Genomic DNA, 22,416 nt, shown 5'->3' on the forward strand with positions numbered 1-22,416 from the left:
TTATACTTTATATAACATATCTCAACTCTTTCCGTATATTTGTTATACTATATATAACTAATGGCAAATGGAAAAGGAATACATAGGTGAACTGGAAGAGTTGGTGTTGCTCTTGATCGTTATGCTGAAGGATGATGCCTATGGGCTGGCCATCCGCAAAGCATTGAAGGAACAGGCGAGCCGCACGGTAACCATTGGGGCTGTGCATGGGACAGTGAATCGCCTGGAAAGCAAGGGTTTTATTGAATCGAGACTTGGTGGTGCTACTGAGGAAAGAGGTGGCAGGCACAAAAGGATTTTCAGCCTCACCGCTTCTGGCAGGAAAGTCTTGGAAAGGAGCCGTGATGTGAAGGTGAATTTGTGGAGGCAGATTCCTGAATTGGCCATCAATAAGCTGGGATAATAGTCTATGGCTGCGTCCAAAAATCAACGACCTCCCAAATCGGCAGACAAACTCCTTTCATGGTTCGTCAAAGACGACCTGCTGGATGAAATCCTGGGCGACCTCCAGGAATACTATCTGGAGCTTGCCGACCAGCCAAAATGGAAACAGAGCCTTTTCTACTGGTTTCATGTGCTCCATTTTCTGCGGCCATTTGCATTAAAGAGAATAATAAGGTCAAACTCAAATTATACAACCATGTTTAAGCACTATTTCAAAATCTCCTGGAGGAACCTTCTCAGGAACAAAGGCTACTCTCTCATCAACATTGGTGGATTGGCGGCTGGGATGACGGTAGCCATCCTCATCAGTCTGTGGATCTACGACGAACTCTCTTTTAATAAGTACCACAATAACTACGACACTATCGCTAAAGTCTACCGTACCAATAAATTTGACAGTTTCGCCAGCACGGTTCATGCGCCGGGGCTTGCCTCTGTACTCAAGACCGACTATGGAGATTTTTTTGAAGACGTGGCACTTGTGAGAGCCAGGCTGGAGGAACGGGTTATTGCTGTTGGAGAAAAGAAGTTTTCACAAAGTGGTTACTTTATGCAGGACGGTGGGCCACAAATCCTTACTCTGGATATGAAGTATGGCAGCCAGGCCGGCCTGAAAGAAATGAACTCCATTATGTTATCGTCGTCACTTGCTGGCAAGCTTTTCGGCGAGGCAGACCCTGTTGGGGAGATGGTGACCATGGATGCCACCACCAGCCTGCAAGTGACTGGTGTGTACAAAGATCTTCCCAAAAACTCCGAATTCAGTGAAGCATCCTACCTGGCACCTGCCGAGCTATATGTAAATGGCTGGACAACACTCAATGTGTGGGATAATTACTTTACCTACATCTATCTCCAAATCAAACCAGAGCATTCGTTTGATGAGATATCAGCTACCATCGCTGAGGCAATGATTCCTCATGTTGACGAAGAAACAGCAGAGTCAGAGCCGAGAATATTTCTTCAGCCAATGAGCCATTGGCATCTTTATTCGGAATTTGAGAACGGCACGCCGGTGACAAGCCAGAGGCTGAAAGCCGTTTGGTACAATGGCATTATTGGCGCATTCGTGTTATTGCTGGCCTGCATCAATTTCATGAACCTCAGCACAGCCAGGTCCGAAAAACGTGCCAAGGAAGTTGGGATACTCAAAGCTCTTGGTTCGCACCGCAGTCAGCTGATACAGCAGTTTTTTGGTGAGTCCATGCTGGTCACTTTACTTGCCTTTATAGTCGCCATTTTCTTAGTAGTGCTCACGCTGCCCTGGTTCAATGTGGTGGCAGCCAAGGCCATGGTATTCCCATGGACAAACCCCCTCTTTTGGCTGGCCGTTTTGTCGATTGTTCTGGCAACGGGATTGTTCGCTGGTAGCTATCCTGCTCTTTTCCTTTCATCACTCAATACTGTGAAAGTGCTGAAGGGTACATTCAAAGCGGAGCGCTTGGCTTCTTTGCCAAGGAAGGTGCTGGTGGTTATCCAATTTACCGTGTCGATCAGCCTGATCATTGGCACACTGGTAGTGTATCAGCAACTGGAATATGCTAAGAATCGGCCCGTTGGCTACTCCCGGGATGGCTTGATCTCGCTGAGGAGTGCTTCAAAGGAGTTCAAAGGAAAGTACCTGGTGCTAAGAAATGAACTGAAGCAAACAGGCATGGTGGAGGAAATTGCCCAGGCCAACTATTCGGTGACTGACACCAGGGGCTGGAATGGTGGATTTGCCTGGCATGGAGAAAAATATGAGCAGACATTTAACACGATTTTTGTGACGTATGAGTACGGCAAAACCGTCGGGTTGCAATTCGTTGATGGCAGAGACTTTTCCAGAGACATAACGAGCGATAAAAGTGGCATCATCATCAATGAGTCAGCCGCTAAGCTATTTGCGCTGGAAAATCCCGTCGGCGAGGAGCTAACATGGCAGGATAGGGGTTCATACACCATTCTCGGAGTGGTAAAAGACATGGTGAAAGGTTCTCCTTACGAACCCACCGATCCGTCAGTCATGTTCTTGGGAGAGTTCGATATGTCGTGGTTGTACATCCGCCTTAATCCAGCGGTCAGCACGCACGAAGCCCTCCCGAAAATTCAGGACGTCTTTGCGAGACTCACCCCGTCTACACCCTTTGACTATACATTTGCTGACGAGGCTTATGCACTCAAGTTTGCAGAGGAGGAGCGAATTGGTAAGCTCGGGTTTGTGTTTGCTGGCCTGGCCATTCTGATTAGCTGTATGGGATTGTTGGGACTATCAGCTTTTGTAGCTGAGCAACGCATCCGGGAAATTGGCATCCGCAAGGTGTTGGGCGCCTCGGTAGCCAACCTGTGGCAAATGCTGTCCAAAGACTTTGTGGTGCTTGTCGTTATTTCCTGCCTGGTTGCCATGCCTTTGGCCTGGTATTTTATGGACAGCTGGCTGGATAGCTTCGTATACCGATCTACGATAAGCTGGTCGGTTTTTGCCATTACCGGTGCCATTGCCTTGCTGATTACCCTGGCTACCGTAAGCTTTCAGGCTATCAAAGCAGCAACGGCTGATCCGGTGAAGTCGTTGAGGACAGAATAGTTGGCTATTCCTAAAAGCTGAGAATTTCGTATATTTCACTAGTAAAAGTGATTTGCTATGGCTACAGAAGTAATGAAGCGGTTGATTAATGTAGACGAATACTACAAGATGGCTGAGGTGGGTATCCTGAAGCCCGAAGATCGTGTGGAGTTAATTAACGGTGAAATATATGAGATGAGTCCTATTGGAAATAAGCACTATAGCGCAGTTAATAAGGCCAGCAACTTTTTGAAAGAGGTATTACTTAAAAGCGTGATTGTCAGTGTGCAGAACCCCATCAGAATCAATGAGGGAAATGAACCGGAGCCTGATATTTGTTTGCTAAAGCCCCGAAGTGATTTTTATGTCAATCAATTTCCGGGGCCTAATGATGCTTTACTTATTATAGAAGTAGCTGATAGCTCACTTCAGTTTGACAGGGAAGTAAAAAGTGTCACATACGCACTGGCAGGCATACCTGTTTATTGGATTATTAACCTGAAAGAAAACGTTCTGGAGGTTTATAGCGATCCGGGGAAAGGCAGATACCAATCATCTTCGTTCAAAAATATAGACAGTAAGGTATCCCTTCCATTCATTGATTTGGACATACTGGTTAGCGAAATAATGATTTGAGATTCATATGGCTACAGAAGTAATGAAGCGGTTGATTAATGTAGACGAGTACTACAAAATGGCTGAGGTGGGCATCCTGAAGCCCGAAGATCGTGTGGAGTTAATTAACGGTGAAATATATGAGTTGCTTACTATAGGAAGCAGACATGGAAGCGTTGTCAAAAGCCTGGCCAGGATATTAAAGAAATATTTTTAAGGCCAAGCCGTGATAGGGATTCAGAGCCCTGTCAGACTTGATGAAAACAACGAACCGGAATCTGATATTTCCATTTTGAAATATAGAGCTGATTTCTATTCTCAGGCGCATCCCGGCCCGCTGGATTTGTTAGCCATCATTGAGGCGGCTGACTCTTCGCTACGTCATGACAGACAAGTTAAATTGCTACTCTATGCATATTATGGAGTCCCGGAGTATTGGATCATCGACATTGCGACGAAGCAGATAACAGTACATCTTGCTCCGGTTGGAAAGGGCTTTCAAGTCAACAGAATTTCGGAATTGGAGACGAGATTATACTGCTAGGAAAAGCCATTGTAGTGAGCAGTTTGCTTAAGTTCTAACGATTATCAAAACGTATTTTTCTACCACACCTTCCCGGAAGTGATCAATAGCCTCGAAGAGAGGCTATTGTTTTTTGTAGTCATTTACTTAACAAAACTGAAACTAATATATTATCTTCACGTTTGTTAAGTAAATAAAATGGCAAATGAAGGAACAATCAATCGGTGAATTTGAAGAGCTGGTGTTGCTCATGGTGGCAGCTCTGCACGACGAAGCATATGGGGTCACGATCCTCGAGAACCTGGAGGAAAAGCAGAACAAGAAGGTTAATATCAGTGCCATTCACGTCACGTTGAAGCGGCTGGAAGACAAAGGCTTGGTCATCTCCCGGTACGGTGGCATCACCAGCGACAGGGGAGGCAGAAGGAAGAAGTTTTATGTGATAACTGCGCTGGGTAAAAAACTGCTCGACAACCAGTATTCTTTGCGAACAAGCCTCTATCAGCAGATTCCCAAAATCTCCTTTGGATGAGTAGCAAGCAGCCCCCCAAATATCCCCTCCGCTTCCTCCGCTGGTTTTGCCGGGAAGACTACCTCGATGAGATAGGCTTCCGGCCGGGCTATCTGTTGGTGCGTTTTGAGAAGTATACGGGGAGGTACATTATCGGTGGATCGTCGAAAAAATCATTATTGGTCTACCCGGATGCGAACTCTGTCCTTTTCTACGGTAATGATGGCTTGCTGCTCCAACTCACTTTTATACTTATCAAGAATTTTAATACTGACCTGCCCATGCTGAAGTGCGGAGAAGTTTACAATGCGTATGATACCCCGGTGCGGCTTACCCCTGAATATGGCCAATTCCCCGAAGTCTTTGTCGAGAGTGATCAAAACCCGGTTTTCCGCAAAAGCAAGTTCGATAACAGCAGCGTCTCCAGGATCTTTGAGAAAATCGCCAATCCATTTCACGTCATAGCCCGCCGTAGCAAGCTCCTCCCTGGCACCCGACCACATACAACTGTCAAGGAGAACTTTAGCTTTAACCATTATCCGGCAGGAGTCAGCTCAATACGCTCATGGCTCACCAGCTTATGTGCGTATAGTAAGCATGCCTGGATATCCTCCATTTCCAGCCAATCGTATCCTTGTAATATCGTGGCAGGGGTGTCCCCGGTGGCCAGCATTCCCAGCACGTGTTCAACGGCCAGTCTTCTGCCCCGGATAATCGGCTTGCCCCCGAATATTTCCGGGTTTACTGTGATGCGCCTGATTAGTTCGTGTTGTTCCATAGTATACTTAAACTGCTGTCTTACAGTAAAAATACAGCTTACGTTATTAAAAGCGAATTATTCGGTTGGCAGGATCAATAATTGTGGTCTTGCTACCCTTAAAAGCAAGAGGCCACACAGCATTATTTACCTGGTCAACCCAATTGGAAGAAGTTAAGCGATAAAAATGAACCCCTCACCCCCCAAATATCCCCTCCGCTTCCTCCGCTGGTTTTGCCGGGAAGACTATCTCGATGAGATAGAAGGGGATCTTATTGAGCTTTTTGAGAAAAGGCTTGAAGGGTCGACCGCACTGGCGAAAAGACGCTTTGTGTGGGATGTGGTTAAGTCATTCAGGCCAAGGAATCTCAAGTCATTTAAGAAAACTCAAAACTCAAATTATACCGCTATGTTTCGACACACACTTTTGCTAGCCTTTCGAAATTTTAAGAAGTACAAAAGCGCCTTTCTCATCAACCTCATTGGACTGACGTCGGGCCTAACCTGCACACTTCTAATCTATTTGTGGGTCAACGATGAACTGAACGTCGACCAATTCTACGCCAACAATGACCGCCTGTATCAAGTGCTTGAAAACAGAGAGCAGACCTTCGGTATATGGACAGCTGAAAGTAATTCAGGGCCAATGGCGGAGAGTTTACGGGCTGATGTGCCCGAAATAGAGTATGTGGTGGAGGTCACTCCATACAGAGATGCAGCTTTGACGGTGGGTGAGAACACCATCAGGGCGGACTATAGGTTTGTCGGGAAAGATTACTTCAATGTGTTTTCTTTTAAGCTGTTGATAGGGAACAAAGACAAAGTGCTGGCCGACAAAAGCTCCATTGTTCTCACGGAGGAAGTGGCCGAAAAACTCTTTCAGTCCGTTGATCAGGCCATAGGCAAAACGGTAGAATTTGATCACAACCACAAATACATTGTTTCGGGCGTTGTTGAAACCGTGCCCAATAAATCGAGCCAGCAATTCGACTTTCTTTTGCCCGTTGAGGTGTTGAAAGGCTGACAGGGAGAAGGCTGGAGTTGGTACAATACGTTTATCGGGACTTACATGATTTTAAAACCGGGAGCAGACGTGGCTGCCATCAATGAGAGACTTAAGACCTATGTGGCCGAAAAGATCAAAGGAGAAACCAACAGGACTCCCTTTATTACCCGCTATTCCGAAAGGTATTTGTATGGTACCTATGAAAATGGCGTGCAATCGGGAGGGCGGATTGAGTATGTGAGGCTCTTTTCCATTATCGCCGTGTTTATTCTTTTCATTGCCTGTATCAACTTCACCAACCTGGCAACTGCAAAAGCTTCCAGAAGGATCAAGGAGGTTGGTATCAAAAAGGCCGTGGGCGCCGGAAGATCGGCACTTGTTTTTCAGTACATCGGCGAGTCGGTCTTCATGGCGTTTATCTCTTTGTTGGTGGCAGTGCTTTTGACCTTGTTGCTTCTGCCCAAATTTGGTGAGATAACCGGCAAACAACTCGCCCTTCAACTCGACTTGAGCATGGTTGTGACGTTGCTTGCTGTGACCCTTGTAACTGGCCTTTTGGCTGGTAGCTATCCTGCTTTTTACCTGGCTGGCTTCAATCCGGCCGCAGTGCTAAAGGGCAGACTCAGCACGTCAGCAGGAGAGCTGTGGGCCAGGAAGGGGTTGGTTGTATTCCAGTTTGTGATTACTATCGTGCTGATCACCTCGGTACTTATCGTTTACAAGCAAGTGGAGATGGTACAATCCAAAAACCTGGGATACGACAAGGATCAGGTGATGTTGTTCCGTCGTGAGGGTAAACTCGATAACCCGTCAGCCACACAGACGTTCCTGGCTGAGATCAAAAATATGCCTGGAGTCGTCAATGCCTCCAGTTCTTCGCACGACATGACGGGACACAATAGTGGCACCTGGGGCGTTGAATGGGAAGGCAAAGATCCAAACGACCGCACAGAGTTCGAGAATGTGACAGTGAACTATGGACTGATGGAAACCATTGGCATTCAAATGAAGGAGGGTCGAGCATTTTCCCGGTCGTTTGGTGCTGACAGCTCAAAAATTATATTTAGTGAGGAAGCTGTCAAGTACATGGGCATGGAAGACCCGATTGGAAAGACCATCAAGTTATGGGGTGAGGACAGGCAGATAATTGGCATCGCCAAAGACTTCCACTATGAATCGCTGCACTCGCCTGTGAAGCCCTTGTTTTTTAGACTCAACTCAGATGGGGGCAGGCTGTTTATGGTGAAAATAGAGAAGGGGAAAGAAAAGGAGACTACTGAGCGGCTGGCGGCTTTTTATGAAGGCTTCAATCCGGGCTTTCCTTTTGAATACCGATTTCTGGACCAGGACTACCAGGAGCAATATGGAGCCGAAAAAAGGGTAAGCACATTGTCTAAGTATTTTGCCGGGCTTGCCATCCTGATCTCCTGTCTGGGGCTTTTTGGCCTGGCCACATTCACCGCAGAGCGGAGGCTAAAAGAAATAGATATACGCAAAATACTGGGCTCGAGTGTCGGCCAGATTGTTTATATGCTTTCTGCTAGTTTCAGTAAAATGGTGCTGGTGGCCATCCTGATCGCAGTGCCGCTGAGCTTTTTCATTGCCGACTCATGGCTCGACAACTATGCTTACCGCATCGATTTGGAGTGGTGGTATTTTGCTGTTTCTGGAGCTTTGGCTCTGGCTATTGCCTGGGTGATTGTTGGCTGGCAGACCTTAAGGGTGGCGTCGGTAAACCCAACAAAATGCCTGCGGGATGAATAAGCAATTCAATTATTCGTAAGTTTTTCAAAGCCGTGTCGTCACGGCTTTTTTTGTGGCTTTTCACCAGGCCGCCTGATATATACCATCTTGAATGAACTTGAACAGCCTTTGAACGCCAAGACCTACGATCTTTTCATTAATTGATACCAATAGGTTCAAAACAAAAACTCAATGAAAATGAAAAACCAAAGAAACACAGCCGAAACCAGACGCATGTGCTGGAAAATTGCATTCATGATGGTCATGTCGATCCTTTCGTCCAGCCGCTTAATGAGTCAGTCGGCCAAATACACCATCCTCGTGGATGTGGCTCATGGGCAGAAGTTCTACAACAACCCCAACAAGCTGAACCCTTCTGCTGGCAGTGATGCGCCCAGAGTGGAGTACCTTGTGGGGCAGTTGGGTAAAAATGCCGGCAGCCTTGGCGCTCAGATTGGATTTCTTAACGAAGCCATTACGCCGGCACAACTTGCCAAGTGTGATTTGCTGTTCATTCACATTCCGTCAAGTACGTATAGTGCGGCTGAAGTAAAGACCATCACTGAGTATGTGTCAAAAGGAGGTTCCTTGTTCCTGGTGATGGAGGAGGACTATTGGTCGACGCTTAAGCAAACCAATACCAATGATTTGATACGTCCGTTTGGCATCCAGTTTGGCGAAAATAGCACCGACTCTCTGTCGGGAGGCTTTACCAAACCTACGCCAGTCATCAAAAGCCCACTGAAAATCACCTACCATGGTGGGCGTGTGGTGCAAGGCGGCACCCCCTTCTGCTTCAATAGCCAAACTAAGAAACCTTTCGGGGTTTTCACTACGGTTGGTAATAGAGGGAAAGTGATAGCGATGGGTGATGGAATGACTCCCCTGTACATGACGAGTTGGAATGGAGTGGACGATTACCAGTGCAGTGAATTTATGGGTGCAGTGCTGGGCTGGTTGTTGGAATAGTTATAGGCCGTATTGCAGAACAAAATTAAGTGGATCAATAACAGGCAATTCAGAAGCAAAAAAATCGGTGCTGTTGGTGGTGATAAGAACGTCACAGAAGCCACTTCTGGCGCACGCATGCTGAAGTCCATCTTCATAGTCAGGCCATAGCTCCACTTTTTGTTGCAAAAGCATTTCTGGGTCGAATGGAGTCAATTGAAGTAAGCTTAAATAGGCAAAAGCACGCTGGGCGGCAGTTTTAGGGTTGTTGATCTTCTTGTCAATAAAGTAGAGCAATTTATAGAAAGTAATGAGGCTGATATAGCCCTCCCATCGTTGTTTTTCAATTTCTGAGAAAATGAAATCAATGGCTTTCTGCTGCCGTCTTTCTGCATCATTAAAGTGAAAGGCTATTAAGACACTGGCGTCAAGGAATAATCTCTTCATTATTTCATGGATGATTTGCCCACTCTATTCCTTCGTTGTTGGAGGTGGCGTTCAATTTCCTTTGCATCAGGTCTTTGACCAGGTTGTTTCAAAGACTTAATTTCTTTGCTAAGCTTCACTTTTTTTTCATCAAATTGTATCAATGAATCAATATAAGTCTCAAACAATTGGCTAAGGCTGGTATTGTTCATTTTAGCGAAGGACTTGGCCCAGCTTATTTTGCTCTTATCACGAACACTTAATGTTAACTTCTCCATACGTGTGAATCGTATTTTTATATACATAAATATACGTATGCTCGTTGAGTAAAGAAAGAGTTGGGGGAAGATATTTTCTCCAAAAACTGCCACTTTTTGTCATGGCCGTTTTTGTTTTGAATTTTCTGGCGATTTTTTCTCATCCCCCTGCAACCTCTCACTTTTCGCCAGGTACTATAGGCAAAGGTGAAACAAATAAGCAAATGAAGGAAACATACCTTGGAGAATTTGAAGAGCTTGTTTTGCTCACAGTCGGTATTTTATACGACGACGCCTATGGTTTGGCTATTGTAGATGAGCTGGAAAAGCAAACAGGCCGCAATGTGATGCTCAGCTCGGCGCACAAAGCTTTGGTGAGGCTGGAAGACAAAGGCTATCTCAAATCCAAGATGGGAGGAGCCACCGAAAGCAGGGGAGGCAGAGAAAAAAGGCTCTACGAGCTCACTCATGCGGGTGCTAAAGTGTTGGAGCAGTCCAAAGAGCTCCGCAATGCCATGTGGAATCAGGTGCCCAAGATTGTGTGGGAAGGAAATAGCCTATGAGCCAGTCGACTCCAAAAAATGCAGGGCCGCCCAATTGGGCTATCAGTTTCTTTCGCCGATTCTGCAACGACCACCTGTGTGATGCAGTGCTGGGCGATATGCTGGAGCTCTACAATCGTCGCTTCACCAAAGCGGGCAGGCGGAAAGCCGACTGGCTGTTCATCTGGAATGTAATACAGTTTCTCCAGCCATTTGCCTTGAAAAAAACAAAGAAGTCACAAAACTCAAATACAGCAGCCATGTTTAAAAACTATCTGAAAGTAGCCTGGAGAAGTATGGGCAGGCAAAAAATGTACACTTCGATTAAAATAGGTGGCTTTGCACTTGGCATAGCAGCTTGTATCCTGATCAGCCTTTTTATCCGACAGGAGTTAAGTTATGACAACTTTTATGGAAATGGAGACAGGATTTACAGGGCTTACAACGAATTTGCCTCAGAAGGCGAAGTCAACAAATGGACATCTTTCCCTGCGCCTACGGCAGGGATTTTCAAAGCCGACTTTCCGGAGGTAGTCAAAGCTGGTCGTTTGATTCCCTACCCGGGGTGGTTCAATGCTGGCAGTAATTTGTTCCGCAGAGGCGACCAAGTGCAAAATACGTATGAAGAAGGCTTTGCCTATGCCGACCAAAGCTTGATTGACATTCTTCAAATACCTATGGTATATGGCCAAACTGAAAATGCCCTGGCCGATCCTTATTCGATTGTGATTTCAAAAACAGTTGCCGACAAGTACTTCCCCGATGAAGACCCGGTGGGTAAGCCGATTATTTTGAATGACGATGAGAAAACTCCCTACAAAGTGGGAGGGGTAATGCAGGATTTTCCCAACAACACTCACCTGCAATACGACTATCTGATCACACTGACTGGATTAGAATTCTGGGAAGGCGAGCAAACCAGTTGGTGTTGCTGGAACTACAACATCTATTTCGAACTACAGCCAGGGACTGACCCAAAGGAGCTGGAGACTAAACTCCTTGCTGTAAGGGATACTCATTATGTTGGCCACCTGGAGAAAAACGGTGATCAGTCGGCTGAAGAAGTAAAGAAGAACCACTTTTTCAGGCTTCAGCCGATAGCGGAAGTTTATCTATATTCCGACGGTATTCATTCCAATGTTGAAACGGGCGATATCCAGTTTGTCTGGCTTTTTGGAGGGGTAGCATTCTTCGTTCTTCTGCTGGCCTGCATCAACTTTATCAACCTTTCCACCGCTAAGTCGGCCAATAGGGCGAAAGAGGTGGGAATGAGAAAGGTCGTGGGTTCATTCAAAATCCACCTTGTCAGACAATTCCTTGCCGAGTCAACTCTTTATAGCCTTGTGTCGTTCCTAGTTGGTGTTTTGCTGGCGTGGATAGGTATGCCATTCTTCAATCAGTTGGCCGATAAATCGCTTACCATCCCCTGGCTGGAGTGGTGGTTCATTCCTACACTTTTTGGCTCCGCAGTTTTAGTAGGCATACTCGCTGGTCTTTACCCAGCCTTCTATTTGTCAGCATTTAAGCCCATCGACGTACTAAAAGGCAGCCTAAGCAGAGGAAGCAAAAGCTCCAGAATGCGAAGTGTGATGGTAATATTTCAATTCACCACATCTATTGTATTGATCATTGGCACCTTCATTATTTATCGCCAAATGCAGTATATCCTCAATAAAAAGATCGGTTTTGATAAGGAGCATGTGGTGTTGATTCAGGGGGCAAATACGCTAGGGGATAGAGTAAAAACCCTGAAAACGGAGCTTGCCAGCCTGGCAGGCGTCCAGAATGCAGCAATAAGTGGCTACCTCCCTATCTCTGGCACCAAACGTGATGGTAACCCTTTTTGGAGAGAAGGAAAGTCCAAAGAAGACAAGGCTGTGGGAGCTCAACGCTGGTACGTCGACAGCGACTATATGGGCACCCTGGGTATGAAGCTTGTTGATGGGAGAAACTTTATACAGGGTATGGCCGCTGATTCCTCATCCATTATCGTCAATCAGGCTTTTGTAAGGGAGTTTGGTTTTGAACAACCGGTCGGTGAAAGAATACAAAACTGGAAGCCTTATACTATTATTGGTGTGGTGGAAGATTTTCACTTTGAGTCGCTCAAAGGCAAGATCGAACCCCTCACCATGGTATATGGAGAATGGGGTGATGTGGTATCTGTCAAAGTGAGCTCTTCCGATATGAAGGAGGTCCTCGCTTCGATCAAGAGTGTTTGGGACGACTTTGCTCCCAATCAACCGATGAGGTATTCGTTTCTTGATGAGAGTTATGCCCGGATGTACGAGGATGTGCAAACTATGGGTAGGGTATTCACTACGTTCGCTGTGCTCGCCATTGTTGTAGCCTGTCTTGGTCTGTTCGCCTTGTCTGCCTACATGGTAGAGCAACGAGGCAAAGAAATCAGCATTCGAATTGTGCTCGGTGCCTCTGGTCGGGTCATCTTTAACCTGCTGACCCTGAATTTCATTAAACTGGTGTTCATTTCTCTCTTACTGGCGATACCTCTGGGATGGTACCTGATGAAAAGCTGGTTGGACGATTATGCCTACCGTACAGAAATCACCTGGGAGGTTTTCGCTCTTTCCGGATTGATAGCTTTGGGTATTGCGGTGCTAACCATCAGCTTTGAGTCCATCAAGGCATCCAGAATGAACCCGATTAAGAGTTTGAGATCTGAATAGCATGAATAATAAGCAAATAAATGGGTAAGGAAAGAGCTCCGGGAATTCCGGGGCTTTTTTATGTGCAAAAATGCCTCTGGTTGATTACCCGGAAGTGATGATTTTTTTACCCATCCCACAGGTTGTTTTCGAATAAGTGATAATTAACGTACTTTACGTATAAATAAAGTGACTATGGATCGTAGTGAATTCAAAAGGGAACTCGAACGGCACAAGAATCAGATAGATGCCAGTATCAAATTTCTTCAGCAAGGGTTCGAGGATTTGAACAAACGCAACTACGAGTTTTACGAATTCATAGAGTCGAACTACTACGATTTGGAAGAACGGCTCTCTGCCCTGGAGAGAAAAGTAAACGAAATTTCCTGACCGAAGATTTCGTGGTTAGTAACAGCTTTTGATTGCATGCGGGCCTTGGATTTACTCAAGGCTTTTTTTGTGAAGGCAGGGGCTTGGCTTGAGCAGCTTTGAACAGCATTGTGACGCTCTTGCAGGAACTTGAACAGCGCTTGAATGGCGAAAGGGGTATGGCAACTACTACTTGCATCGCAAAAACACAAAAATCAAAAGCGATGAAAAAATTACTCTTTACCCTTTCTCTTTCTTTACTCTTACAGGCGGGCGCTGCATTGGCTCAGACATTATATGTTAATCCTGACGCTGACAATGATGCAGCCGACGGCTCTGAGTCTGCACCCTATGCGTCATTGGAAAAGGCAGTAGCCATAGCCAATGAACTTACGGGTAGTGCGCCGATCACCATTAAACTTTTTCCGGGTTTGTATTCTCTCACCGACAAGGTCGCCATCCACCCGTTGCGGATGCTTAACGACACAACTAGGTTCACGGTAGAAGCGGTGGTGATGCCTGACGACGAAGACTGGCTTCCGACTAAAATGCCGGTGATTCAATCCATTTCCAGCAATAACTCCAGCACTCAGTTTGTACATTCCACAGGTCTGCTGGTGGCAACAAGCCATGTCACCATCCGTGGCTTGAAGTTTCTGGGAAGTGCCCGGCCAGATGTGACTTACTATTATCCCATTTCTAAAGAAGACGAAACAATCGGAGACATGGTGGTGTCTCAATGTTACTTCGTATCCGAGGTGCACAGCTCTCAGATTCAGGGCGCTATTTGGGCCCAGGGACCAAAGACCAGTATCGACCATTGTATCTTTTACAACTGTAGGAACGCCATTCTGCTTTTCCGTTCGGTAGAAGACTTCTCAGTCACCAATAGCATCATCTATGGAGCGAATGAAAGCGCCGTGTGGATGGGGCCGGTAGAGCGGTTTACTTTCAAAAACAATGTGATTGCTGGTGGTAATTATGTGTGGGTTAGGCCAGGTGGCTCCAGCCCGGCTTATAAGTTTATCGATTGCGTTATGGTAGACAATGAGCACTATATGGGCTACTATGGTAGCAATGGGCTGGTGGAAACAACCAACAATAAGAATTTCGTGGAAACGAATGTTGTGAAAAAGGGAGAGGCCGAGCTTGTGATCAGGAAGGAGCCAGCCTATCCCGTCAACTATTTGCACCTTACACCTGAGTCTGTTGGGTATGGGTTGAATGCCGGGATATTTAACAAGCCCAAGAGCTCGTCTGGGATGTAATAGACGACCAGCAGTAAGCGGTACCACGGGTTTTCAACCCGGCAAAAAGGTATTTTGATAGTTACCGCTTCTCAGGAGCCTCTATGCTTTTGGGAAGTTTTTTTATTTTAGGGTAGGACTAAATACCACTTTGATGTCAAACAAAAGCAAAACCTTTTACAGACGTAACCTTCCGCATCTGCAACCGGTTGGTGGGATGTTCTTTGTAACATATATGCTTTGTGGCGCAGTACCCAGGGAGGTGAATGAACAGTGGAGAAGAGAATATGAAGATGAGTTAATGAAGCTAGTGGGTGAAGAATCAAAAGCTTCGCACGCCGAATTAAAAAATATGGTCGACAGGAAGTTTTTGTTAAAGCAAGAAAGATACCTTGATAGTAGAAAGGATGGGCCTTTTCATTTTCGTGATGATAAGTTGGCCAGCGTTGCTGCTGAGAGCTTATTTTTTTGGGATAATAAAAAGATAGAGGTCATATGCTTTTGCGTTATGCCAAATCACGTTCACTCAGTTCTTCGGACATTCAGGCCTGACGAAGTTGAAGATGGTGAGAAGGTTATGCTTAATAATGTTATGCAGTCCATTAAACGTCATTCAGCCAACAAATGCAACAAGCTATTGAATCGAACGGGCCGTTTTTGGCAAGAAGAAAGCTTTGATCGACTGGTCAGAGACAGAAACGAGCTTTCAAGGATTATTTCCTACATCATCAACAATCCAGTAAAAGCTGGCTTTTGTAAATCGCCAAAAGATTGGAAATGGAATTATATCAAGCCGGATTACAATGAGTTTATGTGATTCAATCCCTACGATTGTATGGAAGAGGGTATTGACTAGCCGGGTTAGAAACCCGGGGTACTCAGTACCGCAGGTTTTCAACCTGTCATTTATACCCTTTCAACCCATGTCATCCAGATTCATATGCTGACTGAGAAGTAAAACTATATATCCCGGTTGTAAACCTAACCTCCAATTTTTTAGCTCCTAAGCTAGCAATCACTATCTGGTTTTTTTGTCACTCCCTAATATTTTACATACAAACAGTGAATAAATTAAAATCATTTTACATACATTTAATGAACAAATGAATAGTCAGACAAATGAAGGGTACCAACTTAGGAGAATTTGAAGAGCTTGTGTTGCTCACGATAGCGGCCCTGATGGAGGAGGCCTACAGTGTGGCAGTTTGTGACGAACTTACCAAACACACTGGTAGAGAGGTGAAGCTGGGAGTGGTGCACGCTGTCTTGAACAGGCTGGAGGAGAAAGGCTACGTGAAAAGCGGACTGGGTGAAGCAACCAATGTGCGGGGAGGTAGAAGAAAGCGCTTTTACAGCGTTACCAATGGAGGCAAGGCTACCTTGCTCAAGGCCAAGGAACAGCGTGACCAGCTGTGGAGCCTGATTCCGGACATCGTGTTTAAGGGGATTTGATGAAGACAAAGCAGTCATCATCGCCACGCATCGACGGACCGCCCCCCTGGGCCAGCCGCTTGCTCGAATGGTATTGCAAGCCTTCGCTGTACGAAGACCTACAAGGCGACCTGCATGAGTACTTCGAGCGGAATGTGGAGACGAAAGGGCTGACCTACGCCAGGTTCATTTACATCATCGATGTGCTCAAATTTTTTAGACCATATACAGTTCAAAAACCTCAAATACTAAGAAGGATGAATCAGTTTTACATTTTTGGCAACTACGTCAAAACATCGGTGCGGAGCATGACCCGCAACCGGCTCTTTACCGCTATCAACGTCGTGGGGCTGGCAGTCAGTATGTCGGTCGGTTTGCTCATCATTGCCTTCGTGTCAGACCTGCTTTCTTACGACGACTTCCACGAAAACAAAGACCGAATCTACAGGCTCATTGCCAAGGATCAGCGCTCGAACGGGTCTATTATGGAGTTGGCAACCACGTCTGTGAAGGCTGGAATTGATGTCCGTGAAGAAGTGCCTGAAATAGAGAGCCTCACCACCATGAGAAGGGGCTTTGGGCGAGATGTAAGAGTTGGTGACAAGGTGATCCAGGTAGGTGGATTTTGGGCCGACGAGTCATTTCTGGATGTGTTTTCATTTAAGCTTTTGAAGGGGAACCCGGTCACTGCGCTGAAGGAGGTTAACTCTCTTGTGCTGACGGAAACGACTGCCAGAAAACTTTTTGATGATACAGACGTCGTGGGGCGAATTGTAAAGCTCGACACCGCTAGTTATCAGGTGACCGGCGTGTTGGAAGACGTTCCCAAACTTTCGCATATCCGGTTTGACGCACTGGCTTCATTTGCGACAGTGGCGGCCGAAGAGCCAGACATGGACGGTGGCTTCTACAATTGGGAGAATATCTACATGAGCCATACCTACATGACCGTCAAAGAAGAAAGCGATTTGATGGCGATACAGGAAAAGCTTGATAAGATAAGCGAAACCGAAAATGCGGCGTTGGAGAACCGGAGGATAGATCTTTTTCTACAGCCCCTTAGCGACATCGCTGTAGGGCATCACTATGTCAACGAAACAGGGTCAACAATGAATGCCATTGCCCTTTGGATACTGATCGGACTGGGAGCTGTGGTGATTATCTCGGCTTGTTTTAACTACACCAATTTATCCATAGCCAGAGCGCTCCGTCGGTCAAAGGAAGTGGGCATTCGGAAGGTGGTAGGGGCGTCCAAAGGCCAGGTAGTCGCCCAATTCCTGACCGAATCGGTATTGATTTCATTATTGGCTTTACTGATTTCGTTCGGATTATTCTTGCTGCTCAAAGAGCAGTTTGTTTCACTTCATCGCTTCATATCAAATTTGGTGTCGCTAGACCTTTCTCTACAAATGCTGGTGCCATTTACTGCATTTGCTGTTGTCATAGGAATTGTGGCTGGCTTGCTGCCGGCATTTTTCTTTGCAAAAACCCGATCCATTGCTGTACTAAAGGGGGCTTCTGCCATCCTCTCTTCAAAGAGACTTGGTCTGCGGAGATCGCTTATCGTGGTTCAATATGTCTTTTCACTTATTTTTATTACTACTACGCTTATCGGGTTTTTGCAATACAAGGGCATGCTATCCTACGACCTTGGATTTTCGACAAGCAACATCGTCAACATTAGGTTGCAAAATAATAAGCCTGAAATAGTGGAGGCCCGTATTGCAGAGTTGCCGGAAGTCGAGCTAATATCGAAATCAGCCATCATTACTTCTCTTGGCTCGACCTGGGGTACACAGGCCAAATACCAGGGAGACTCTGGTTTTGTGTGGCAAAACGGGATCAACGAGCAATACCTGCCACTGCATCACTATACACTGTTGGCAGGGAGGAACTTTGCGGCGAAAGCTCAAAGTGCCACTGAAACAGAAGTCATCGTCAACGAAAAGCTGCTGGCTCGTTTTGATATTGCCCAGAATGATGTGACAGGAGCGGTAGGTGAAGTGTTGACTATCGAAGGCAAACGGCTAACGATTATTGGCGTGGTGAAAGATTTCCATTATGAAACCCTGGAAGACCCTATTGAGCCCACTGTGCTGCGATACGAAGCTCAACCCGATGGCTATTTGAATGTGAAGGTGAGTACGACCGACTGGGCTGCTACTATGGCTTCTTTGGAATCGACCTGGGATGAAATAGATCCGGTTCACCCGCTGGATGCCAAGTTCTACGACGAACAGATTGAGCAAGCTTACAGCCAGTTTTCTGTGATGCTCAAGGTGATCGGCTTCCTGGCTTTTCTGGCAATTTGCATCGCCTCCATGGGTTTGTTTGGCATGGTTGTGTTCGCCACCGAAACACGCCTCAAAGAAATCAGTATCCGTAAGGTGCTGGGAGCTGGCGAAAGTAGCCTCATTTATCTATTGGGCCGGGGCTTCCTTTTACTGCTTGGGATAGCTACGGCGGTAGCAATTCCTGTTACCTATCTGTTTTTCGACCAGGTAGTGCTGGCTCAATTTGCTTTTCACGCCCCGATCGGAGCTGGTGAGCTTTTCGGCGGAGTCATCGGTGTGCTGGTGATAGCCTTTCTTATGATCGTTAGTCAGACAATGAAAGCTGCCCGCACAAACCCCGCTCAAGTACTTCGGAATGAGTAAGCGCCGTCACATATCACCCCGCACCGGCGGCGCTCCAAAATGGGCCAGCCGCTTGCTCGAATGGTACTGCCGACCGTCGCTGTACGAAGACCTGCAGGGTGACCTGCTGGAGTACTTCGAACGAAACAGGGAAGCCAAAGGGGTGGGGTATGCGAGGCTCATTTACATCATTGACGTACTCAAGTTTTTTAGACTATACACAGTTCAAAAACCTCAAATATTTAAAGGAATGAATCAGTTTATCTTACTATCCAACTACTTCAAGACCTCGGTCCGTAGCATGGCCCGAAACAAACTTTTCAGCACCATCAATGTGGTGGGACTTGCCATCAGTATGTCAGTCGGGCTGCTCATGATTGCCTTCCTCACGGACATTTATTCATTCGATACTTTCCATGAAAAGTATGACCGGATTTATCGGGTTGGGAATACTTATCAACGGCTGCAGGAGGACCAAAGCAAATTCGCTTCTACCTCTATTCAGGCAGCCAGCCGGATCAAAAGTGATATTCCCGGCATTGAAGAAATGGTGCTGATAACCAGAAACTTTCGTGGAGATGCAGCCTACAATAACAAAATAATTGCCATTGAGGGGCTTTATGCGGAGCCATCCTTCTTTTCAGTGTTTTCATTTAAGCTAAAACAAGGTGATGGAGCCACCGTGCTTAAAGAACCCTATTCCGTTGTGCTGGATGAAACAACGGCCAAAAAGCTTTTCGATGACAAAGACCCGGTCGGAGAGCTGATCAAGCTCAACGACAAGGATAGCTACACTGTTACCGGAGTGATGGAGGACATGCCTGGAAATTCTCATTTGCGGGCACCAGTGGTGGCCTCTTACTCCACATACGAAATTAAAGAAAAGGAAAATGAAGAGTCGACCAGGCTGACCCGCTGGAACAACATGTGGTCCAACTACATCTACCTGGTGGTGAGGCCTGATCAAGACATGGAAGCCCTTCAGGCAAGCCTTGACCAAATAAGTGCTGAGGAAAATGAGGTGGATGAGCACACCACGATTAACCTATGGCTACAGCCCATGTCAGCAATCGTGCCTGGCGAGGATCTCAGCAATCAAATAGGGCCGTCTTTTGAACTGAAGATGGTTTGGATCATCACTGTTTTAGCTTTTGTGGTACTCGTTTCGGCTTGCTTTAATTATACCAACTTGTCCATTGCCCGCTCTTTAAGGAGATCCAAAGAAGTGGGTATTCGCAAAGTGATAGGCGCTTCTGGGGGGAACGTCTTTGGGCAGTTCATTCTGGAGGCAGTCGTTATTTCCGGGCTGTCGCTGGTCTTTGCCTTTATTCTGTACTACACAGCTATTCGGCCCCGCTTTTTAGGCCTTAGTGAAGAGATAAGTGAAATGATCACTCTTCTCCCTTCCCCACTGACATTCTTTTACTTCCTGCTGCTGGCCATTGTGACGGGAGTTTTGGCAGGGTTCTTTCCAGCTCTGTTTTTTTCCAGAATCAGCGTGCATAAGGTGCTGAAAAATGTTTCATCTCTGAAGCTGTTTGGCAACGTCACTTTCCGTAAGGTGCTTATCGTTTTTCAGTACACGCTGTCTCTTGCTTTTATTATCGGTGCTACCATGGCCTACAAGCAATACGATTTCGCTGTCAACTTTGACCTTGGGTATAAAACGGATAACATCCTCAATATAGATCTGTTGGGTAATGACGTCGAAAAAGTGAAAACCGCATTATCTGAAATTCCAGAAATCACTGATATGTCGGCGTCAACACTTGTAACAAGCGTTGGTAGTTACTGGGGCACAAAAGCCAAATACAAGGACCCTCTGGATTCAGCCAGCATACATTACAACGGTATTGACGAAAACTACATACCCATCCATGGGCTGGAGATCATTGCTGGCCGGAATTTCATCCAACAGTCCGATAGTTCGGCAGAGAGCCAGATTATTGTTAATGAAAAGCTTCTCCAGCGATTCAATATTGGAGAGCCATTGGATGCTATAGGGGAGACCCTGAAAGTGGATGATAAGGACGTGAAGATAGTAGGTGTGGTAAAGGACTTTCACTATGGCAAGATAGATTCGCCAATCAAAGAATTTGCCTACCGCTACAAAGCAGATCAATACTATGTGATCAATGCGCTGATTTCATCGTCCGACATTCCTGGCACAATGGAGAAAATTGAAAGCAAATGGGATGAGATGGACGCCATCCATCCTTTTGAGGCGGAGTTTTACGACGACAGAATTCAGAAATCGTATGAGGAGTACCTTGTAATGGTAAAGATCATTGGCTTTTTGGCTTTCCTTGCTATCTCCATCGCCTCGTTAGGTTTGCTGGGAATGGTGGTGTTCACAACGGAAACAAGGCTAAAAGAGATTAGCATAAGAAAAGTGCTTGGTGCATCTGAACAGGCCCTGGTGTTCCTGCTTGGCAGAGGATTTATCTTCCTTTTGCTTATTTCTGCCACTATTGCTGTGCCTGCTACCTGGTATTTCTTCAATCAGATAGTATTTAACGACCTTGCCTACAAAGCGACCTTTGGCTTCCTGGAGTTGTTTGGAGGTGTTCTGGTTGTTTTTGGCATTGCTGCGCTGGCTGTGGGCTCTCAAACTGTGAGAGCTGCCCGGACTAACCCGGCGGAGACGTTGAGGAACGAGTAGAACCTATTTGATTAAAACTTTATACAAGGGGGAGCAAAAATCCCCCTGTTTACGGTAGAGGGTTAGGCAACTCTAAGCTGTTACCAAGCGTAAGTAAGGTCATATTCCAACCGTATTTTATGGCCGTGATCGATTTGCTTGATATAGCTGCTTTCCAGTTAGCCTAATTTTTATTGTATGTGGTCAAACACTATGACAACCATTCCTACCAAGATTTGCATTGTTGAAGATAACTTTGTTATCAAAGAAGGCTACAAGATACTGATCGATAGTATTTCTAAATACCACGTCGTGAACACCTATACTTCTTGCGAAGAGGCCCTGGATAATATCGAAAGCGACGCACCAGATGTAGTATTGATGGACTTGGAGCTGCCGGGTATGAGTGGCATTGAGGGCATTGGGCGAATCAAAAAAAAGCTTCCCAAGGCCAATATCATAGTGGTGTCGCTGCATACCGACAAAGAATCAGTTTTTCAATCGTTCAACGCAGGTGCAGCAGGCTTCATGGCCAAGGCTGTTAGCTACAGCGATCTCCTTGACGGTATTGATGAAGTGCTACAGGGAGGCGCCCCTCTTTCCAAAGAAATATCACGCATGGTTATCGAATCTTTCCAACGAAACACAGACTCACCGCTTTCTCGAAGGGAAACTGAAGTGCTGGAAAAACTGGCCGAGGGCAAGAGCTATTCCCAAATTGCCGATGAATTATTCGTTCACAGGGAAACCATCAAGACCCATATCAAGAACATTTACATCAAGCTGGGAGTAAAATCGAAGGCCAACGCCATTGAGATAGGCCGACACAACAAGTACATCTAAGTTTCAACCTGAATATACAATTAGAAAAAAGCCTCTATAGAGGCTTTTTTCTTTTCCAGCTTGCTCTATTCCCCCTGCAAAGGAATTTTCCTTTGTACACATGCTTTCTCAAGCGGACTTTCATTATAGTATTTTCAATGAAACATGCTTTCTGTTGGAATTATTGAACGCTCCATATTTTAAAATCCCACAAATAGGGGGAATTAATCCCGCAACACTTCGCTGACATTTGAGCTTGGATACTTCCGCTAAGGTAGCGGACTCTT

Annotated in this window: 22 protein-coding genes; 18 read left to right on the top strand and 4 right to left on the bottom strand. The window is 46.0% G+C overall.

Going from position 1 to position 22,416, the window contains the following annotated elements; genetic code table 11:
- Nucleotides 1–67: 67 nt before the first annotated feature.
- The 6 genes from RIF36_RS23840 to RIF36_RS23865 all read left to right on the top strand — a co-directional run bounded on the left by RIF36_RS23840 (nucleotide 68) and on the right by RIF36_RS23865 (nucleotide 4,659).
- Nucleotides 68–403, top strand: coding sequence for a PadR family transcriptional regulator (locus RIF36_RS23840; RefSeq protein WP_350072186.1), 336 nt, complete (start codon nucleotides 68–70; stop codon nucleotides 401–403).
- Between the two features lie 6 nt (nucleotides 404–409).
- Entirely contained in the window at nucleotides 410–3,010 is a 2,601-nt protein-coding gene (locus RIF36_RS23845) for an FtsX-like permease family protein (RefSeq protein WP_350120114.1), read from the top strand.
- A 57-nt stretch (nucleotides 3,011–3,067) separates the two neighbouring features.
- The gene (locus RIF36_RS23850; protein ID WP_350120112.1) at nucleotides 3,068–3,625 is read left to right on the top strand and encodes a Uma2 family endonuclease; all 558 of its coding nucleotides are present in this window, start codon (nucleotides 3,068–3,070) and stop codon (nucleotides 3,623–3,625) included.
- 7 nt (nucleotides 3,626–3,632) lie between these two features.
- Nucleotides 3,633–3,821: a hypothetical protein gene (locus RIF36_RS23855; RefSeq protein WP_350149687.1), complete on the top strand. Its 189-nt coding sequence runs from the start codon at nucleotides 3,633–3,635 to the stop codon at nucleotides 3,819–3,821.
- A gap of 9 nt (nucleotides 3,822–3,830) precedes the next feature.
- Complete coding sequence (locus tag RIF36_RS23860; RefSeq protein WP_350120106.1) at nucleotides 3,831–4,148, top strand: Uma2 family endonuclease; 318 nt, start codon at nucleotides 3,831–3,833, stop codon at nucleotides 4,146–4,148.
- A 184-nt stretch (nucleotides 4,149–4,332) separates the two neighbouring features.
- Complete coding sequence (locus tag RIF36_RS23865) at nucleotides 4,333–4,659, top strand: PadR family transcriptional regulator (RefSeq protein ID WP_350085268.1); 327 nt, start codon at nucleotides 4,333–4,335, stop codon at nucleotides 4,657–4,659.
- A gap of 155 nt (nucleotides 4,660–4,814) precedes the next feature.
- Here the strand turns inward: RIF36_RS23865 and RIF36_RS23870 are convergent, their stop codons facing one another.
- Nucleotides 4,815–5,174, bottom strand: a complete 360-nt coding sequence (locus RIF36_RS23870) for a DUF5615 family PIN-like protein (RefSeq protein WP_350120103.1) — start codon at nucleotides 5,172–5,174, stop codon at nucleotides 4,815–4,817.
- Nucleotides 5,174–5,416 (bottom strand): DUF433 domain-containing protein, encoded by a 243-nt coding sequence (locus RIF36_RS23875; RefSeq protein WP_350072194.1) that lies wholly within the window; start codon nucleotides 5,414–5,416, stop codon nucleotides 5,174–5,176. Before RIF36_RS23875 ends, RIF36_RS23870 begins: the two co-directional genes overlap by 1 nt.
- 166 nt (nucleotides 5,417–5,582) lie before the next feature.
- On the opposite strand from RIF36_RS23875, the gene RIF36_RS23880 reads away from it, so the two are divergent.
- The 3 genes from RIF36_RS23880 to RIF36_RS23890 all read left to right on the top strand — a co-directional run bounded on the left by RIF36_RS23880 (nucleotide 5,583) and on the right by RIF36_RS23890 (nucleotide 9,113).
- Nucleotides 5,583–6,419, top strand: a complete 837-nt coding sequence (locus tag RIF36_RS23880) for an ABC transporter permease (RefSeq protein WP_350120100.1) — start codon at nucleotides 5,583–5,585, stop codon at nucleotides 6,417–6,419.
- Nucleotides 6,420–6,464: 45 nt separating this feature from the next.
- Complete coding sequence (locus RIF36_RS23885) at nucleotides 6,465–8,165, top strand: FtsX-like permease family protein (RefSeq protein WP_350120097.1); 1,701 nt, start codon at nucleotides 6,465–6,467, stop codon at nucleotides 8,163–8,165.
- Between the two features lie 177 nt (nucleotides 8,166–8,342).
- Nucleotides 8,343–9,113, top strand: a complete 771-nt coding sequence (locus RIF36_RS23890; RefSeq protein WP_350120095.1) for a motility-associated ABC transporter substrate-binding family protein — start codon at nucleotides 8,343–8,345, stop codon at nucleotides 9,111–9,113.
- Here the strand turns inward: RIF36_RS23890 and RIF36_RS23895 are convergent, their stop codons facing one another.
- Nucleotides 9,114–9,539, bottom strand: a complete 426-nt coding sequence (locus RIF36_RS23895) for a type II toxin-antitoxin system VapC family toxin (RefSeq protein ID WP_350120092.1) — start codon at nucleotides 9,537–9,539, stop codon at nucleotides 9,114–9,116.
- Nucleotides 9,539–9,796 carry a DUF6364 family protein gene (locus RIF36_RS23900; protein ID WP_350120089.1) on the bottom strand — a complete coding sequence of 86 codons (258 nt, stop codon included), beginning with the start codon at nucleotides 9,794–9,796 and terminating at the stop codon, nucleotides 9,539–9,541. Before RIF36_RS23900 ends, RIF36_RS23895 begins: the two co-directional genes overlap by 1 nt.
- Before the next feature lie 203 nt (nucleotides 9,797–9,999).
- Between RIF36_RS23900 and RIF36_RS23905 the strand changes: the two genes are divergently transcribed.
- The 9 genes from RIF36_RS23905 (at nucleotide 10,000) to RIF36_RS23945 (ending at nucleotide 22,150) form a co-directional block, all read left to right on the top strand.
- Nucleotides 10,000–10,338 carry a PadR family transcriptional regulator gene (locus RIF36_RS23905; protein ID WP_350120086.1) on the top strand — a complete coding sequence of 113 codons (339 nt, stop codon included), beginning with the start codon at nucleotides 10,000–10,002 and terminating at the stop codon, nucleotides 10,336–10,338.
- On the top strand, nucleotides 10,335–13,004 hold the full coding sequence (locus tag RIF36_RS23910) for an ABC transporter permease (protein ID WP_350120083.1): 2,670 nt from the start codon (nucleotides 10,335–10,337) through the stop codon (nucleotides 13,002–13,004). Before RIF36_RS23905 ends, RIF36_RS23910 begins: the two co-directional genes overlap by 4 nt.
- A 174-nt stretch (nucleotides 13,005–13,178) precedes the next feature.
- A complete protein-coding gene (locus RIF36_RS23915) occupies nucleotides 13,179–13,373 on the top strand; it encodes a hypothetical protein (RefSeq protein WP_350120081.1) in 195 nt (64 codons plus the stop codon).
- Between the two features lie 203 nt (nucleotides 13,374–13,576).
- Nucleotides 13,577–14,620 carry a right-handed parallel beta-helix repeat-containing protein gene (locus RIF36_RS23920; protein WP_350120078.1) on the top strand — a complete coding sequence of 348 codons (1,044 nt, stop codon included), beginning with the start codon at nucleotides 13,577–13,579 and terminating at the stop codon, nucleotides 14,618–14,620.
- 133 nt (nucleotides 14,621–14,753) lie between these two features.
- On the top strand, nucleotides 14,754–15,416 hold the full coding sequence (locus RIF36_RS23925) for a transposase (RefSeq protein ID WP_350120075.1): 663 nt from the start codon (nucleotides 14,754–14,756) through the stop codon (nucleotides 15,414–15,416).
- A gap of 302 nt (nucleotides 15,417–15,718) precedes the next feature.
- Nucleotides 15,719–16,051, top strand: coding sequence for a PadR family transcriptional regulator (locus RIF36_RS23930; protein ID WP_350120072.1), 333 nt, complete (start codon nucleotides 15,719–15,721; stop codon nucleotides 16,049–16,051).
- A complete protein-coding gene (locus RIF36_RS23935; RefSeq protein ID WP_350120069.1) occupies nucleotides 16,051–18,687 on the top strand; it encodes an ABC transporter permease in 2,637 nt (878 codons plus the stop codon). The genes RIF36_RS23930 and RIF36_RS23935 overlap by 1 nt, the downstream gene beginning before the upstream one ends.
- On the top strand, nucleotides 18,680–21,328 hold the full coding sequence (locus RIF36_RS23940) for an ABC transporter permease (RefSeq protein WP_350120066.1): 2,649 nt from the start codon (nucleotides 18,680–18,682) through the stop codon (nucleotides 21,326–21,328). The genes RIF36_RS23935 and RIF36_RS23940 overlap by 8 nt, the downstream gene beginning before the upstream one ends.
- Before the next feature lie 192 nt (nucleotides 21,329–21,520).
- Nucleotides 21,521–22,150, top strand: a complete 630-nt coding sequence (locus tag RIF36_RS23945) for a response regulator transcription factor (RefSeq protein ID WP_151998858.1) — start codon at nucleotides 21,521–21,523, stop codon at nucleotides 22,148–22,150.
- The last annotated feature ends 266 nt before the right edge of the window (nucleotides 22,151–22,416 follow it).

Source organism: Imperialibacter sp. (assembly GCF_040222815.1).
In the GTDB taxonomy this organism is placed as follows: Bacteria; Bacteroidota; Bacteroidia; order Cytophagales; family Cyclobacteriaceae; genus Imperialibacter.